The sequence below is a fragment of the Kitasatospora sp. NPDC101155 genome (assembly GCF_044768305.1).
Taxonomy (GTDB): Bacteria; Actinomycetota; Actinomycetes; order Streptomycetales; family Streptomycetaceae; genus Kitasatospora.
In genome coordinates this window covers 11,725-26,397 of the sequence record NZ_JBIWPN010000072.1, presented here as the reverse complement: position 1 = coordinate 26,397, position 14,673 = coordinate 11,725, and the positions used below count along the sequence as shown (strand labels likewise).

The following is a 14,673-nucleotide window of genomic DNA, read 5'->3' as shown; positions in this document are numbered from 1 at the left end:
CGACACCCAGTCCCACCCTCGATCGACGAACAGGCCGATCATGGCAGCCCGGACAACTGTTCATCAGCGGTTTGCGAATTTCCCAACGGAGTCCTCCAGCCCCGTGCCACCGCAGCTGCGCCCGCGCACCGACCCGGCCCGGCCAGGCGGGCACGGCCTGCATGTGGTGTACTGGCTCGCCCGCGCCTGGGGCTCGCTGCCAGAGGGGGACGGGAAGTCGGTCTGGCTGGAGGTTCCGTCCCCACTGGACAGTCCCGTCCGCCGGGACTGACGGCCGGCCGCGTCACTGCCGTCCGAGGTGCGGCTTCGAAGGCGGCGCCGGATCGGGATCCGGGTACGGCTCTGAAGACGGGAACGGAGGAATGGGCGGCGGTGCAGGGTTGGGTTCGCCCGGCTGCGGTGCGGGATCGGGGTGCGGGATCGGGGTGCGGGATCGGCCTGGTGTTCGGGGTGGGGATGTCGGAATCGTCATGGGGGCACCTTCATCGGGGGTGCGGAGAGCACGCTCAGCGACCGATCGCATTCACCAGCTCGCGCTCGTTCATTTTCGAACAGCCCGTGATATTGCGGCAATTGTCCTCTGTGCAGCTGGTCGCGGATCGCTCCCTGGGCGCCCTGGCACGAGCGCTGTCCGCCGTGCCGACCAGAGGACACCCTGTCCTTCATCGACGTGTGGCTCGTGGTCTTCGACTCGCCGTACCGGGCACGTTCCCTCACCGTCCGGGCGGCGATCTCCTTGGCCGGCTTCTCGTCTTCCCTGGTGGAGCGCGCTCTGCTTGATTTGCTCGTACTGACGCTCCCGCTTGGGGCTGGATCCCACCGCTCCTCCCTCCTCTAACGGAGGCCGTTGCACGGGCGCGCATACCCGGCGAAAACTACTAAATCACCCGAAATATGATTCATGTATCGGATGACGGGTAAAACCTCGATCGGAGCGGCTGTTTTCGACAGGCTGCTTCCGCACTCATCGAGTGCCACGGGACAGTCGCTTGAAGAAGCCGGCACAGGTCCCAGGGGAAGAAGCCGGCGACGCACGATGACGCCGGGCGTTCACCCGAGCCCAGGAGAAGCAAGTGTCCACCCCACTCGAAACCGTCGGCCGTGCCGAGCACACGGTCGGCCCGCCCTCCGGCCTCCCGTCCGATCTCCCGCCGCGCCTCACCGAAGCCGAACTGCGGGCGATGGGCAAGACCGAGGCACGTGAACTCAGCGACGCGCTGTTCGAGCGCCTGGCCGGGCTCACCCGGGAGACGCACGCCTACAGCTACGTGCGCGGCACGATCATCGAACTCAACATGCCCCTGGTCCGGTTCATCGCGGCCCGCTTCCGGCACCGCGCCGAGGACATGGACGACATCCTGCAGGTCGGTACGATCGGCCTGATCAAGGCCGTCGACGGCTACGACCCAGGCCGCGGCGTCGAGTTCGTCACCTACGCCATCCCCACCATCGTCGGCGAGATCAAGCGCTTCTTCCGCGACACCTCCTGGCCGGTGCGGGTACCGCGCAGCATGCAGGAGCTCTACCTGACGGTGGCCCGCGGCTCCGACCGGCTGGAGCAGGAACTCGGCCGCCTTCCACACCCCGAGGAGATCGCCGAGGACCTCCATCTCACCGTCGAGCAGGCCACCGAGGGACTGGTCGCCGGCCGCGTCTACCGGCCCAACTCGCTGGACGCGCTGCGCGACCAGGAGACCGATCAGACCGGCAGTGCGCTGCTCGACCGCCTCGGCGGCTGCGATCCCGGCATCGAGCTGGCCGACTTCCGCATCGCCGTCCGCCCGCTCCTCGCCGAACTACCGGAGCGTGAGCAGACCGTGCTCAAACTCCGCTTCTGGGACGGTCGGACGCAGTCCGAGATCGCCGCGCGGATCGGCGTCTCCCAAATGCACGTCTCCCGCCTGCTCAGCGCCATTCTGGCCCGGCTGCGCGAGCGACTGGAGGACCGCGAGGCCGGCGGCTGGCACGACGACGGTCCAGAGGGATCGAGCTGACACGCGGCAGGGCCGCCGAGCCGCGGCCCTGCCAGATCGGCCGGAAACACCGCCCGGCCATGACGGGAACGGCCTTCTCGCAGGGCGCCCGCCCGGCCTTCCTTTAGAGCGGCGCGACCGTGCCGGGCCTGGCCGGCCTGCACCGGGATGGTGCTGACCGTCCAGTCCTGGCTGATCGGCGTCGGCTACACCGTGGGGACTCGTCGACGTCGGCGCCCCGTTTTCCGCGCCGCAGCGGCCGACCCCACGCTCGATGCTCCCGTGCGCCGGGCCGGCCGCTGCGCCCGCTGTATTGCTGTGCAGGGCAAGGTCGGGGCGGAGGGATTGGTCGACCGGGCCGCCTGGCCTGCCCTTCAAGCATTCACCCCCCCCGATCGATCTGTGTCAACGGTTACACGGGTTGCTTTTCGTGTTTACGGCGTCGTGAATCGGCGGTCATAAACTGATGTCATGGACGATGGCTCCCCGACGGCGCGGCAGTGGACCTTCTTGACCAATCACGCCCGCGTCCTGGTCCAGATCGCGCGTGATCCCGGCATCAGGGTGCGTGACATCGCGGCGCGCTGCCTGCTGACCGAGCGGGCCGTCCAACGGATCATCGTGGACCTCGAAGAGGCCGGCTACCTGACCCACGAACGCACCGGGCGCAGCAACCACTACCACGTCCAGGCCGCCAAGCAACTGCGCCACCCGGCCGATGCCGGCCCGAGTCTCGCCGAACTCCTGTCCGTTCTTCTGCGCCGAACCACCTGACCGCGTGCCCATGTGGCGCACCGTGCGTGCGAATCAGGGGCGGTGACCGTTCGGGGCGGCCCCGAAGCACGCCGTGGTCCGTGTGAGGCCCACGGCCGAGCCTCGGCCTGTTCAAGCCCGCCGTATGGCCACGCCATGCTCTGCAGGATGACCCGCGACCGTCCGCTCCTGTCCGCGGGCGCGAGAGAGCGGGAATTCAGCGGGACGTGTCGCCGTCGTCTCCGGAATGAGGTGCACAGCCGTTTCCTCCACGTTCGCGGCACCGCCGTCGACGCACTTCGATACGGAGTACGGCCTCACCGCGTGCTGCGTGTGCGTGCGCGACGTGGCCCAGCCGGTCATCGGCCGCGGGTTCAAGGTCTACCGGCTGCACGGAACGGACGAACGGTCCGGCGGCGGAAAGCGTTAGGGGCAGACCGGTCCGGGTACGCGCGAGGCGGCGGGGGTGACTGAATCGGAACGGAAAGGACTCCACCATGTTGCTGCTAGGACTCTTGCTGATGGCGGCATCCGGGGCCTTCGTCGGGCTGCTGATCGCGGACAACCTCGCCGGCGGGCCCGAGTACCAGGTGACGATCCTGGGCAACCACCTGGTGACCCTCAACACCCTGGGCGTCTTCCTGTCCGGTGTGGCACTTGCGCTGATCTTCTGCCTGGGCGTGGCACTGGTGTCGCTGGCCCGGCAGGCCCGGCTCGTGGGCACGCGACCGACGGTCTACCGCAGAGCCGGGACCGTGCCGCCGCCGGTGTCCGCACGACCCGCCGCGCCGGAGGAACGGGCCGCCCAACAAGGCGATCGGGACGTCGGCGCACCGGTCCAGCCCCCGCGGGGCGGCCGGATCCGGCACCTGTTCGGACACTGATGGCGCCACGCGCGGGCCATAGGACGATCATGAACACCAAAGAGGGGAGGGATGCACGAACACATGGCCGGGGCCAGTGCGCAGATCAGCTGGCTGTACGTCCACACCCGTTCTCCAACTCCCAGATGCAGGAGTCGGGTTCGCGTCACCGCTGGGGGATCGCGGCCCGTACCGCATCCCTGGATTGCGGCCAGCCGATCGCGCCGCGCGGTGGCCGCGACTCTACGCGAGGCCGCTGAGATGCTGGAGGCCGCCGACGACACAGCCGACAAAGCATGAGAGTCACCGACAGAAGGGGCTCGCGCCCCCTTCTGTCTCGGAGATCCGGTTCAGTCCGGGGGCTCCAGCGGCCGGGGCCACCCAGGCTCGGGTGGCTCGGACTCCGGGCGGGGTTCGCCCGGCGGGGGCGGGGGCGTGGGCGGGTTCGGGCGGCTCGACGGGCTCCGGCGGCCCCGGGGGCGTGGGTGGCTCGGGCGGAGGGACCGGGGTGACGTCGGGGTCGGGCAGCACGGGAACGGTGCCCACGGTTGGGCCTCCTATCGGCCGAGTGCGTGTTCGAGTTCCTTCTTGTTCATCTTCGAGCGGCCGTGGACGTCGCGCTTCTTGGCTTCGTTGTAGAGCTGTTCCTTGGTGGGGCCCTGGGAGCCGCTGTGGGAGCGCTGCCCGCCGCGCTTGGAGGAGGAGATGTCCTCGATGGAGCTGCGGCTGGCGGTCTTCGACTCCCCGTGCCGGGCCCGTTCCTTGTTCACCGTGCGGGCGGCGATCTCCTTGGCCCGCTTCTCGCTCTCACCGCGCTCCAGCGCGCTGTCCTTGATGTGTTCGTACTGCCGTTCCCGCTTCGGGCTTGATCCGCGAGGCATGGTCATCACTCCTGTCGCTGTGATCGCGGGACGCGTGTGCCCCGCATCCGTGAAACGAACCCGGCCGAGGCGGTGGGCAAACCTGCCCTCACCCGTCCGGCTGCCCGCCGCATTCCGACCGCGAGGATGCCGAGGCCTTGGGCGGCCTGCTGCTGGAAACTGCGGGTACGGGCCCGATCGTCGAACCGGCCGTGTGCCCCGAAGTCCTTGGCATCGCGCTCGACAGCAGGAGATCCGGGGTCGCGCGGGGTCTCAGCGACCGGCGGCGCGTGCAGGCGTCCTTCGGGCGGTCCGGGATTGGCCGTCATCTGAGCGCTCTCCGTCCTGGGACCGGCTCAGGCAGCCGAGAACTGTTCGCCCGGCGGGGGACGCAGACGCGGCTGCCCGCCGGGCGAACAGGGCAAACCGGCACGGCCACCCGGCTCGGAGCCTAGGTGGGTCCTGCCGGGCCCGCAGCCCGGGACCGCCGACCCCATGGATCCCGCCCCGGACCGGACGCTGCGGGCCCGCCGAAGCCGGCGGGCACAAGGGCTCCCACTCACACCCGGCCGCTGTGCCGTGCGCGGCAGGGCCGATCGGGTGAGGCCACAGCGGGCTCGGCAGGCGCCGTGCGCCAGACAGGGATATCCCTGGGCTGGGCGGGATGGACCCGACCCGGCAGGACGAGAGGCGGATGTGCGATGGGGCACGGCCGGAACGTGATCGACGAGCTGATGACTGACCACCGCGAGGTGGAGGAGATGTTCGCCCGTATCCAGGCGATGACCGCAGGCGGCCAGCAGCTGCGTGACATGGTGGACGAGGTCACCATCGAGCTGGTGAGGCATTCGGTCGCCGAGGAGCAGCACCTGTACCCGGCGGTGCGCGAGCACATCCAGGGCGGTGACCGGCTCGCGGACAAGGAGATCGCCGACCACGGCCGGATCGAGAAGATCCTCAAGCAGCTGGAGAAGACGGACACCGACACTGCGCAGATGAGCCCGCTGCTGCAGCAGCTCATGGACGAGGTCGCCGCCCACGTCCAGGACGAGGAGAAGAACCTCTTCCCCGTGCTGCGCCAGGCCTGCACCCCGCAGCAGCTGGACGACCTCGGCGACAAGATCCGCCGTGCCAAGTCCATGGCCCCCACCCGCCCGCACCCTGCCGCGCCCAGCACTCCGACGGCCAGCAAGCTCCTCGCTCCGGGCGTCGGCCTGGTCGACCGGGCCCGCGACTTCGTCACCGGCCGCGGCAAGTCCTGAACCTCCTCGCCGAGCAGTACCGGACAGGGCCGCGGTCCTGCCCGGTCCTGCTCGGACACAGAGCGCGCAGGCCGATCGGAGGCCAGCCCGCACGGACCGGGCGTGACGCCGGTCATGCCGATCCCTGCCAGGCCCGGCCTACACTGGTCGTCCACGAAGCGGTGGCAGTGTCGCCCCCGCGTATCAGCTCGCGCCCCCGATCACCGGGCAGGCGAGCACGATTCCGAGGGACCGACCGCCGTGCCCGCCGATCTGACACCCGTCATAGCCGCCTGCACCCGCTGGCTCCTGGCCGCCTACCCGCCGCCCCCGGGCGCACTCAACTACGCGCTGGCCGAGGCCCAGGCGCGCCAAGCCGCCACCCTCGCCGCCCACCTGCGCCACCCCACCGCCCTGGACGTTCAGCTGCTCCACCTCCTCGGCCCGGGCGGCACCGGCCGGCTCGACTGGCTCACCGCGGCTGACCTCGGTGACGACGACGGCATGGCGTGGCGTACCTGGGTCGACGAGACCGTGGTCAGCTGGGCGGCGTGCCTCCTGGCCGACCCCGCCCTGAGTGGTCGCGCCCGCCAGGCGCTCGAGCACACCGAGCACCGCGACGAGGCCGGCGGCCTACGCCGCCTGACCGTTCCCGGCCCCCGCGACAGCGAAGCCGCCGCCCTGCTGCGCCATCCCGACCTCCTCGAAGGCATCGCCGACCTCCACCGGGACACACTCCTCGCGCTCCTGGACCCCGACAGCGCCGCCTTGCCCTGACACACCCCTGCCGTCCGCGATACGCCATCCATCTGGCCGGTCCTGCCGCGCCCTGGTTCGCCGACGGACCCAGGTGCGGCTCCGGCTCGACGGCCGCACACACCTCGCGGAACATCCAGGCGGGTGCCGCTGGCCGGCGTCCTCAGGTGTCGCCGGACAGCAGGCGACAGGTGCGGGTCAGGGCGAGGAGCCGGGCGACGCGTGGCACGGCGGTGTCGGTACGGACCACCAGGCCCGAGGCGCTGTGGCGGGTCCTCTGGCAGGCGTGAATCAGCGCGGCCAGGCCGGTGCAGTCACAGAACGCCACCTCGGACAGGTCGACCTCGACCCCGGCCGGGAAACCACGGGCGGTGCGTACAAGCGTGTTGGTCAGTTCGGCGGCCACGCTCATGTCGATCTCCCCGGCCAGGCGGACCGTAGCGTGCCCGTCGGGCCGCGGCTCGCAGCGGACCGTGAGCTGGCCCGCGGCCAGCGACATGCCGCCCACGGCCGCGGGCGTGCGGCGCTGTCGATTCGCTCGCTGATGTCGTCGCATCGCAGGCCCCCTCCCGCCAGTCGAGAAAGGTCACCTCATCATCGTCCCGCGGCACAGGCCAGCGCAACGCCCGACCACGACATGCCGTCGCTGATCCGCCACGGCGTTCGCTGCCGTTTCTGGCCAGAGGCTCGGGGCGGGCAGCGCTGCCCTGAGGCGTCAGGCGCAGGCGCCGAGCCCCCACTGCGGGCAAGTCGGACGATGATCACGGTCCCGGTGGCACCAACAGTCACTGCACGCCTGGCAGCAGGCCATTCGCCGCGGCGGCGCGGGCGGGTCGACGTCAGCCGCGCTCACCGAAGTGGCGGCACGGCGCCGCTCCTCCAGTTCCCGCCCTGGCCCACTCGGCCTCGGTGGATCGCCACAGCACTCCGGCCGGCTCGGGGCTCGGCAGCGGCCGGTCGGAGACCTCCAGTACCAGGTCGCGAGACCGGCCGGCCTCCAAACGCACACCGCTGCGCAGCAGCGAGCCGTCGGCCCGGGCCGCAGGGCAACCCCGCAGGCGCACGTGCAGATCGCCCGCCCGCGCCGTCCAGTCACCGGCCCCGTCGCGCCTGATCTTCCGCAGCGGGTGCGCGCCGAAGCCCGCGGCGGGGTTCAGCTGCACGTCGAGGTCGGCGTCGCCGTCGACGGCCATGATCCTGCGCAGCACCACCGCCCGGTGCGCGTCCCCGGGGTACGCGAGGGTCTCGCGGCACTCGACGATGCCGCCGGTGGTGGTCCACCGGCTGCGCCAGATCAGGCTGCCCGGTTCGTAGTAGCCGCCCCACACGTACGACTGAGTGGGGGTGACGGTGTACCAGCCGTCACCGCCGATCAGGGCGGCGAAGACGGCGTCGCTGTCCCAGCCGGGTACGCACATCCACGCGATGTCGCCCCGCGGCCCCACCAGGGCTCCGCGCCGGCCGTCGGCGAGCAGTGCGTAGTCGCGCAGGACATGGGGAGCGGGCGGCCTGCTGTGGGGGCGGTCAACGGCTCATCTCCCTTGTCGGCGACGGACGGTCGGTGGCAGGCATGGAAGTGGTCCTGGTGGGCACACGCCGGATGGTCAAGGAGGTGACGGAGATGACTGGGATCAGTGTGGTCAAGCGTCCCGCCCCGCAGCGCCCGCGGCCTCCGCTCGACCTGCGGACCCCCTCGGGCCGTCCGATGCCGTACTGAGCGAGCCCGCTCCGGGACACGCCGGTCCGCGTCAGCCCGGGGCACCGAACCGTTCGGCAACCTCGCTGCACAGGCTCAGCCCGAGGCCGGGCCGGCCCTCCTGTCCCGGGCACAGGATGCCTCCGTCGGGGCTGAGGGCGCCGTCGAACAGCAGGTACTCGATGCGGACGTGGTCGTGGAACCACTTCAGGTGCCGCAGATTGGGGATCGAGGCCGCAGCGTGGGCGTGGACGTGCGGAGCGCAGTGCCCCGACAGGTCCAGGCCGTGGGCCTGGGCGAGGGCGGCTGCGCGCAGCCACACGGTGATGCCGCCGCAGCGGGTGGCGTCGGCCTGCAGGCAGTCCACGACCGGGGCCATGCGGGCGAAGTAGGGCAGGTCGTAGCCGTACTCGTCGGCCGCGACGTCGGCGGTGACCGCGTCGCGGACGAGGGCGAGACCGGCCAGGTCGTCGGAGGAGACGGGCTCCTCGAACCAGCGCATGTCGAGGAGGCGAGCCTTGAGGTCCCACAGGGCGATGTCGACGGCGGAGATGGCGCCGGCGACCAGGCCGGGGCGGCCGGTGTTGCGTACGGCGCGGCTCATCGCCTCGTTGGCGGCCGGGATGTCGAAGGCCGGACGGCCGACGACAAGGTCGCGCAGCTGACCGGTGATCACCTGGGCGGTGGCGGGCGCGCCGTAGGTCCGGCCCAGGCCGGCGGTGTCCCCACTGCGGGCGTGGACCAGGACCATGGTGGTCGATTCCCAGGCGAAGGTGCCCTCGGCCTCCGGGGCGTCGGTGGGGAATTCGAGGACCTGCGCGCGCAGGTCCTCGGCGGTCGCGGCGGCATCGGTGGTCATGACGCGTCGTCGGCTGCGTGTTGGGCCGCCGTGTGGGCGAAGTGTAGGAAGTCGGCTGCTGCCAGGGCGGCGAGTGTGGCGGTGAGGAGTCTGGTGGCGTGCGGCGCGAAGATCGACCCGGCGGTGCAGGCGGTGGCGACCCACAGGCCGGTGCAGAACGGGCAGGTCACCAGCTCGCCGACCGCTTTGCGGGCGCCGGTGCCGCGCACGTCCTCCGCCAGTTCGGCCGGTCCGGTGGTGCCTTCGAAACGGGTGAACGGTGCGCGCAGCGGGCTGGTGACCGGATCCTTGGCGATCAGGCGGGACAGCTGGTGCGTGGCCAGCGCGGTGAGCGTGACGTCCCACGGGGTCGGATCGGGCAGTGCACGGCCGGTGGCCCGGGCGGCAGCGGCAACGGTGGCGGTGGCGGTGGCGTAGAGGCCCATCAGACCTGCGTAGGAGGCGAGGGGGCGGTCGTCATCGCCGCTGTAGGCACGGGCCTCGCGGTGCAGCCGCTTGTGCAGGGAATTCATCGTGTCGCCCTCCGGGTGTGGCGGCGGTGGCGGGCCGCGAGCACTCCACCCGCGGCCAGGCCGACCGTGGCGCCGGCGACGGCTGCGCTCAGCAGGCGGGCTGCTGTGGGATGAGGCTGCGGGCGGGGGACGGATTGTTCGGGGTGGTCGCCGGGCGGCTCTCCGTCCAGGGCCAGGGCGAGGGCTTCGGCGAGATGCAGGGCCTGCCGTCCGGTGCGGGCCTGGTCGATCTGGGTGCGGCAGCTGAAGCCGTCGGCCAGGACGAGGGCGTCGGGGGCGGTGTCGCGCACTGCGGGAAGGACGCCCTGTTCGGCGATGGCCTGGGAGTGGTCGTAGTGTCCTTGTTCGAAGCCGAAGTTCCCGGCCAGGCCGCAGCAGCCCTCGTCGAGGACGTTCGCGGCGATGCCGGCGCGGCGCATCAGTTCGCGGTCCGCATCGGTGCCGAGGACGGCGTGCTGGTGGCAGTGCGTTTGGACGGTTGCCGCCCGGCCGGCTTGCGGGGGATGCCAGCCGTCCGGGGCATGGTGGACGAGGTGTTCGGCGAAGGTGCGGGTCTGCGCGGCCGGGCGCCGGATGTCCTGGTCGCCGGCGAGCAGGTCGGGGGCGTCGTCGCGGAAGACCACGGTGCACGAGGGTTCGAGGCCGATGATCGGCGTGCCGGCTTCCAGCCACGGTCGCAGGACCCGGGTGGTGCGTTTCAGGACACGGCGGGCGGTGGCGAGCTGGCCGGTGGAGATCCAGGTCAGGCCGCAGCACACCGGCCCGTCCGGCACGGCGACCTGGAAGCCGGCGTCCTCCAGCACCCGGACGGCGGCGTCGGCGATGTGCGGGTGGAAGTTGTTGGTGAAGCTGTCCGGCCACAGCAGTACGGTGCGTGGATCGCGCGGATCGGGTTGCGGCCTGCCCGAGCGGCGCCGGTCCTGCTGGAACGACCGGTCGGCGAACAGCGGTGCGGTGCGGCGAGGGTCGACGCCGGCGAGCATCTTCCCGACACGCCCCAGGCCGGGGGCCTGTAGGGCGGCATTCGCCAGGCCCGGCGCCGTGCGCGCCGGTCGTGCCCACAGGGGAAGCCAGCCCATCGCGTAGTGGGCGGCCGGTCGCAGCCGGCCCTCGTAGTGGTGGGCGAGGAATTCGGCCTTGTAGGCGGCCATGTCGACGCCGACCGGGCAGTCGGACTTGCAGCCCTTGCAGCCCTTGCAGGCCAGGCACAGGTCGAGGGCGTCGCGGACCTCGGGGGAGCGCCACCCGGCGGTGACCGGGGAGTCGTCGTGGCCGCCGAGCATCTCGAACAGCAGCCGGGCCCGGCCGCTTGGCCGAAGTCGTGGTCGTCGTCGGCGAAGGCGAAGTGCGTCTGCTGGGGCTGTGTCGACGGTCAGGTAATTCCGGCTCCTCGAGACTTTCCGTGAAATCCCAGGTCAGCGGCATACATGCAGGATCGTTTCGCTGCGGGATGACCTTCGCGTGGTTCTCCGCTCGATCGAAGATGTGCTGTTCCCCGGAGTCGATGTTGAACTGGAACGGCTGACCGCTGGCTCAGAGGTCGTGCTGGTGGAGGTGGCCGCATGCGGCCCGCAGACCCGTTGCCCGGGCTACAAAAGCGCAGGGCGAATGAGGCACTCCTCCTACTGGCGATCGCTGGCCCAACGGCCGTTTGCTGGGAGGAAGTTGGCAACACTTCTGCGTGTTCGCCGCTCCTTCTGCGACCGCGCCAGGTGCCGGCGGACGACGTTCGTCGAGCAGGTCCCCGGGCTGAGCGAGCGCCACGTACGTTCCAGCGTAGGGTTGAAGAAGTGGTTGCGGGCCGTCGCCACCGAGCTGGGAGGCCGAGCCGGCGAGCGACTGTGCCACAAGCTCAGCATCACCGCAGGCCGGACCCGCCTGCTCGGGCTGCTGGAAGCGCCCGAGGTACCGGAGCGGGCGCCGCGGGTGCTCGGAGTCGACGAGTTCGCCTTCCGCAAGGGCCGCACCTACGGGACCGTCCTCGTCGACGTCGAGACCGGCCGCGTCGTGGACGTGCTCCCGGACCGCACCTCGGAGACCTTCGCCGCCTGGCTCCGTGAGCACCCCGGTGCGGAGATCATCTGCCGGGCGCAACCGTGATCAGCATGGACGGGAGCGCCTTGCGAAGATCAACAACCGGGTGGAATGCTCGAAGCATGCCAACTTTCTCCTCCTACGACGGTACCGAACTGGCCTACCACCTCATCGGCGAGGGCGAGCCGCTGATCTGCCTGCCCGGCGGCGCGATGCGCGCCTCGGAGTACCTCGGCGACTACGGCGGGCTGTCCGCCCACCGGCAGCTGGTCCTGCTCGACCACCGCGGCACCGGCGATTCCCCCGAGCCCGCCGAGGTCGAGAGCTACCGCTGCGACCGTGTCGTCGCGGACGTCGAGGCCCTGCGCGCGCACCTCGGGCTGGAGAAGGTCGACCTGCTCACCCACTCGGCCGGGGCGAACCTCGGTGTCCTCTACACGCAGCGCCACCCCGAGCGCGTCGCGCGCCTCGCGCTGATCACGCCGGGGATGCGGGCCGTCGGGATCAGGATCGACGAGGGCAGCCGCGAGGCGGCGACCTCGCTGCGGAAGGACGAGCCCTGGTACGACGAGGCGATTGACGCGTTCCGCAGGGATTGGACCGGTGAGGGGTCCGACGAGGACGCCGCCCTGGCGGGCCCGTTCTGGTACGGCCGGTGGGACGAGATCGCGCAGGAGCACCATGCCACGTGCGCCACGCAGCTCAACCGTGACGCCCGCGCGGCGCACTACGCCGAGGGCGCGTTCGACCCCGAGGCGACGAAGGCCGCGATCGCGGGGCTCGAGATCCCGGTCCTGATCCTGGCCGGGGAGCTCGACTTCAGTCCCAGCCCGGTGCTCGCGACACAGCTCAGCGAGCTGTTCACGGACGGCTGGGTGCAGCTCGTCGTGCAGCCCGGGGCTGGGCACTACCCCTGGCTGGACGACGCAGCCTGGTTCGGCGGCGTCGTCACGCGCTGGCTCGCCGAGAGCTGACCAGCCCTCCGGCGGATCCCGGTCCGCTACCGGCTCAGCCCTCGTCCAGCTCCGGCGGCGCGATCGACGCGAACGCCTCGCCGGGGCCCAGGTTCTCCGAATGCGCGAACAGATACTGAACCTGATGACTTTCACGGAACTTGAAACGACGGGCTCTGGGTAGCCCTCGATCGTGGGGGATCAAGCTCCTGAGCTGCTGAAAGTCCTATTTCCGCACCTGGATCAGGTCCTGGTCGACCGGATCGTCCGTGTCGGCAGGTCAGTTCGGATCGTTGCGCGATGCGTCGCCCCGACGGCGTGGTGCCCCGGATGCGGCACTGCCTCGTCCCGGGGCCACAGTCGCTATCGGCGCCGACTTGCCGACACGGCCGTCGGCGGCCAGACGACGGCCATCGACCTCACGGTGCGGCGCTTCTTCTGCGACACCGCAGAGTGCCCGAAACGGACGTTCGCCGAGCAGGTCGACCAGCTCACCTTTCGGCACGGCCGCCGCACCATGAGCCTGTAACGCGTCCTGGAGAAGGTTGCGCTGGCGCTCGGCGGGCAGGCGGGACAGCGCCTCGTGGAACATCTGGCGCACCCGGTCAGCGGCTCAACACTGCTGCGGCTGATCCGCCGGCTCGACCTCCCGCCGGTCGGCGACGTAGCGGTGCTGGGGGTGGACGAGTTCGCCTTCCGGCGCGGTCGGAGGTTCGGCACGATCTTGATCGATATGGAGACCCACCGCCCGTTGGACGTCCTGCCCGACCACACCGCGGACACCTTCGCCGCCTGGCTGCAGGACCGCCACCACGTCCAGGCGATCTGCCGGTACACGGGTTACGACCTCACAACCGTTCGCCGATACGCGCGCGCGACCTCCGCCGAGGAACTGATCCGGCCCCGCCTGCGCACCCGTACAGACCTCGACCCCCACAAAGCACATCTGGTCCAGCGGTGGGAGGAGGGATGCGACAACGCCGAGACACTGCGCAACGAACTCGCGAAACGCGGCTACACCGGCTCCCGCAGGACGGTCCGCCGCTTCCTCAACACCCTTGGCACCTCCGTCCTCCGGCAACCACCGCCCGCTCCAGCACCTGCCGTCCCCGACGTGGTGCGCTGGATCATCGGCCGCCCGGAGAACCAGAGCGAGCCAGCCGGCCAGCACCTCAAAGACCTCTGCACGCGCTGCACTCACATCGCCGCGACCTGCTGGCTCGCCCGAGGCTTCGCCTCACTCCTGAGACGCCGCGACGGCCACCGCCTCCAGGACTGGCTCGCCGAGGCCGAGCAGAGCGAGATCACCGAACTCCACTCCTTCGCGAAGGGCTTGCGCCAGGACCTCGCCGCCGTCACCGCCGGTCTCACCATGACCTGGAGCTCCGGCGCGGTCGAGGGACACGTGAACCGGATCAAGATGATCAAGCGCCAGCACTACGGTCGAGCCGGATTCGACCTCCTCAGGCGTCGCATCCTCCTCGCCTGATGACCACCCGTCACGGAAAGTGTCGAAGAGCCGTAATTCCCCATGGCTGTGGTCACGCAATTCCCCATGCCCTGCCCGCGGGCTTGAGCCAGCCACTTCGGTCCCTGCTGTCGGCTGATCGAGGAGGCCTACTGGGTCAGTCCCACCACAGCACGACGAGAAGGCCTCTCCGGGCCGCCTCCGCGTAGAACTCACGTAGCGCACCGAAGTGGCCCAGCAGGTACTCCGTTGGATCGCCGATGAACCCGTAGCCGAGCTTGGATCCCGCGCCGCTGTCCAGGACCGACTGGAGGATCGCCTGCATGTCGATCTCTCCGAGCAGTGCCGACACTCGGGCAACTGCGTCTGGACAGAGGGCCGTCGGAGTGGAGTTGCTGAAGAATGCGATCGCATGTGGGTTCGCGTTGAGGAAGTCCAGATCGATGCCGCTGTCGCCATCGGTCGCGCGCTTGAGCGCCTCCAGGTGGACAGCGTCGAGTCGCGTCAGTTCGCAGGCGCGCTCCAGCATGGCCGGTGCCCAGTCCAGATCCAGACAGTCCACGGACGGCGGATCCCAGTGATGATCTCCGTCGGGCGATTCTTCGGCTGACCGACGGCAGGCGGCGAGGTACTCCGCCGAGACTCGGGCAAGTTGCTGTGTGATGGCCATGACGGCAGTATCGCGACGCTGTCCACCGGATTTGC

16 protein-coding genes and 2 pseudogenes are annotated in these 14,673 nt (G+C 70.6%); 10 read left to right on the top strand and 8 right to left on the bottom strand.

Features of this window, described 5'->3' with window-relative positions; all coding sequences use genetic code 11:
* Window positions 1–103: 103 nt before the first annotated feature.
* The gene (locus ACIRYZ_RS42875; RefSeq protein ID WP_402954084.1) at window positions 104–271 is read left to right on the top strand and encodes a hypothetical protein; all 168 of its coding nucleotides are present in this window, start codon (window positions 104–106) and stop codon (window positions 269–271) included.
* Between the two features lie 235 nt (window positions 272–506).
* On the opposite strand, the pseudogene ACIRYZ_RS42870 reads toward ACIRYZ_RS42875, so the two are convergent.
* Window positions 507–820 (bottom strand): annotated as a pseudogene (locus tag ACIRYZ_RS42870) (plasmid stabilization protein).
* 253 nt (window positions 821–1,073) lie between these two features.
* Between ACIRYZ_RS42870 and ACIRYZ_RS42865 the strand changes: the two are divergent.
* From ACIRYZ_RS42865 to ACIRYZ_RS42855, 3 genes are all read left to right on the top strand, one after another.
* Window positions 1,074–1,994: a SigB/SigF/SigG family RNA polymerase sigma factor gene (locus ACIRYZ_RS42865; RefSeq protein WP_402954083.1), complete on the top strand. Its 921-nt coding sequence runs from the start codon at window positions 1,074–1,076 to the stop codon at window positions 1,992–1,994.
* 450 nt (window positions 1,995–2,444) lie between these two features.
* Window positions 2,445–2,747: a helix-turn-helix transcriptional regulator gene (locus ACIRYZ_RS42860; protein WP_402954082.1), complete on the top strand. Its 303-nt coding sequence runs from the start codon at window positions 2,445–2,447 to the stop codon at window positions 2,745–2,747.
* 476 nt (window positions 2,748–3,223) lie between these two features.
* Window positions 3,224–3,610: a hypothetical protein gene (locus ACIRYZ_RS42855; RefSeq protein ID WP_402954081.1), complete on the top strand. Its 387-nt coding sequence runs from the start codon at window positions 3,224–3,226 to the stop codon at window positions 3,608–3,610.
* A gap of 536 nt (window positions 3,611–4,146) precedes the next feature.
* On the opposite strand, the gene ACIRYZ_RS42850 is transcribed toward ACIRYZ_RS42855, so the two are convergent.
* The gene (locus ACIRYZ_RS42850; protein WP_402954080.1) at window positions 4,147–4,470 is read right to left on the bottom strand and encodes a plasmid stabilization protein; all 324 of its coding nucleotides are present in this window, start codon (window positions 4,468–4,470) and stop codon (window positions 4,147–4,149) included.
* Window positions 4,471–5,150: 680 nt separating this feature from the next.
* Between ACIRYZ_RS42850 and ACIRYZ_RS42845 the strand changes: the two genes are divergently transcribed.
* Together ACIRYZ_RS42845 and ACIRYZ_RS42840 are read left to right on the top strand one after the other, a co-directional pair.
* Entirely contained in the window at window positions 5,151–5,711 is a 561-nt protein-coding gene (locus ACIRYZ_RS42845) for a hemerythrin domain-containing protein (protein WP_402954079.1), read from the top strand.
* A 240-nt stretch (window positions 5,712–5,951) separates the two neighbouring features.
* Entirely contained in the window at window positions 5,952–6,467 is a 516-nt protein-coding gene (locus ACIRYZ_RS42840) for a hypothetical protein (protein WP_402954078.1), read from the top strand.
* 142 nt (window positions 6,468–6,609) lie between these two features.
* Here the strand turns inward: ACIRYZ_RS42840 and ACIRYZ_RS42835 are convergent, their stop codons facing one another.
* The 5 genes and pseudogenes from ACIRYZ_RS42835 to ACIRYZ_RS42815 form a co-directional block, all read right to left on the bottom strand.
* Entirely contained in the window at window positions 6,610–6,945 is a 336-nt protein-coding gene (locus ACIRYZ_RS42835) for an STAS domain-containing protein (RefSeq protein ID WP_402954077.1), read from the bottom strand.
* Between the two features lie 340 nt (window positions 6,946–7,285).
* Window positions 7,286–7,921: a trehalase-like domain-containing protein gene (locus ACIRYZ_RS42830; protein WP_402954085.1), complete on the bottom strand. Its 636-nt coding sequence runs from the start codon at window positions 7,919–7,921 to the stop codon at window positions 7,286–7,288.
* 273 nt (window positions 7,922–8,194) lie between these two features.
* Window positions 8,195–9,001, bottom strand: coding sequence for an enolase C-terminal domain-like protein (locus ACIRYZ_RS42825; protein ID WP_402954076.1), 807 nt, complete (start codon window positions 8,999–9,001; stop codon window positions 8,195–8,197).
* Window positions 8,998–9,513, bottom strand: coding sequence for a DUF1360 domain-containing protein (locus tag ACIRYZ_RS42820; RefSeq protein WP_402954075.1), 516 nt, complete (start codon window positions 9,511–9,513; stop codon window positions 8,998–9,000). The genes ACIRYZ_RS42825 and ACIRYZ_RS42820 overlap by 4 nt, the downstream gene beginning before the upstream one ends.
* Window positions 9,510–10,820 (bottom strand): annotated as a pseudogene (locus ACIRYZ_RS42815) ((Fe-S)-binding protein); the annotation flags it as partial. The pseudogene ACIRYZ_RS42815 and the gene ACIRYZ_RS42820, both read right to left, overlap by 4 nt.
* A 475-nt stretch (window positions 10,821–11,295) precedes the next feature.
* Here ACIRYZ_RS42815 and ACIRYZ_RS42810 point away from each other — a divergent pair.
* The 4 genes from ACIRYZ_RS42810 to ACIRYZ_RS42795 all read left to right on the top strand — a co-directional run bounded on the left by ACIRYZ_RS42810 (window position 11,296) and on the right by ACIRYZ_RS42795 (window position 13,989).
* Complete coding sequence (locus tag ACIRYZ_RS42810; protein WP_402954074.1) at window positions 11,296–11,613, top strand: transposase; 318 nt, start codon at window positions 11,296–11,298, stop codon at window positions 11,611–11,613.
* A 56-nt stretch (window positions 11,614–11,669) separates the two neighbouring features.
* Window positions 11,670–12,521, top strand: coding sequence for an alpha/beta fold hydrolase (locus ACIRYZ_RS42805; protein ID WP_402954073.1), 852 nt, complete (start codon window positions 11,670–11,672; stop codon window positions 12,519–12,521).
* Window positions 12,522–12,693: 172 nt separating this feature from the next.
* Window positions 12,694–13,029: a transposase family protein gene (locus ACIRYZ_RS42800; protein WP_402954072.1), complete on the top strand. Its 336-nt coding sequence runs from the start codon at window positions 12,694–12,696 to the stop codon at window positions 13,027–13,029.
* 54 nt (window positions 13,030–13,083) lie between these two features.
* Window positions 13,084–13,989, top strand: coding sequence for an ISL3 family transposase (locus ACIRYZ_RS42795; protein ID WP_402954071.1), 906 nt, complete (start codon window positions 13,084–13,086; stop codon window positions 13,987–13,989).
* Between the two features lie 136 nt (window positions 13,990–14,125).
* On the opposite strand, the gene ACIRYZ_RS42790 is transcribed toward ACIRYZ_RS42795, so the two are convergent.
* Entirely contained in the window at window positions 14,126–14,638 is a 513-nt protein-coding gene (locus tag ACIRYZ_RS42790) for a DUF1877 domain-containing protein (RefSeq protein ID WP_402954070.1), read from the bottom strand.
* Between the last annotated feature and the right edge of the window lie 35 nt (window positions 14,639–14,673).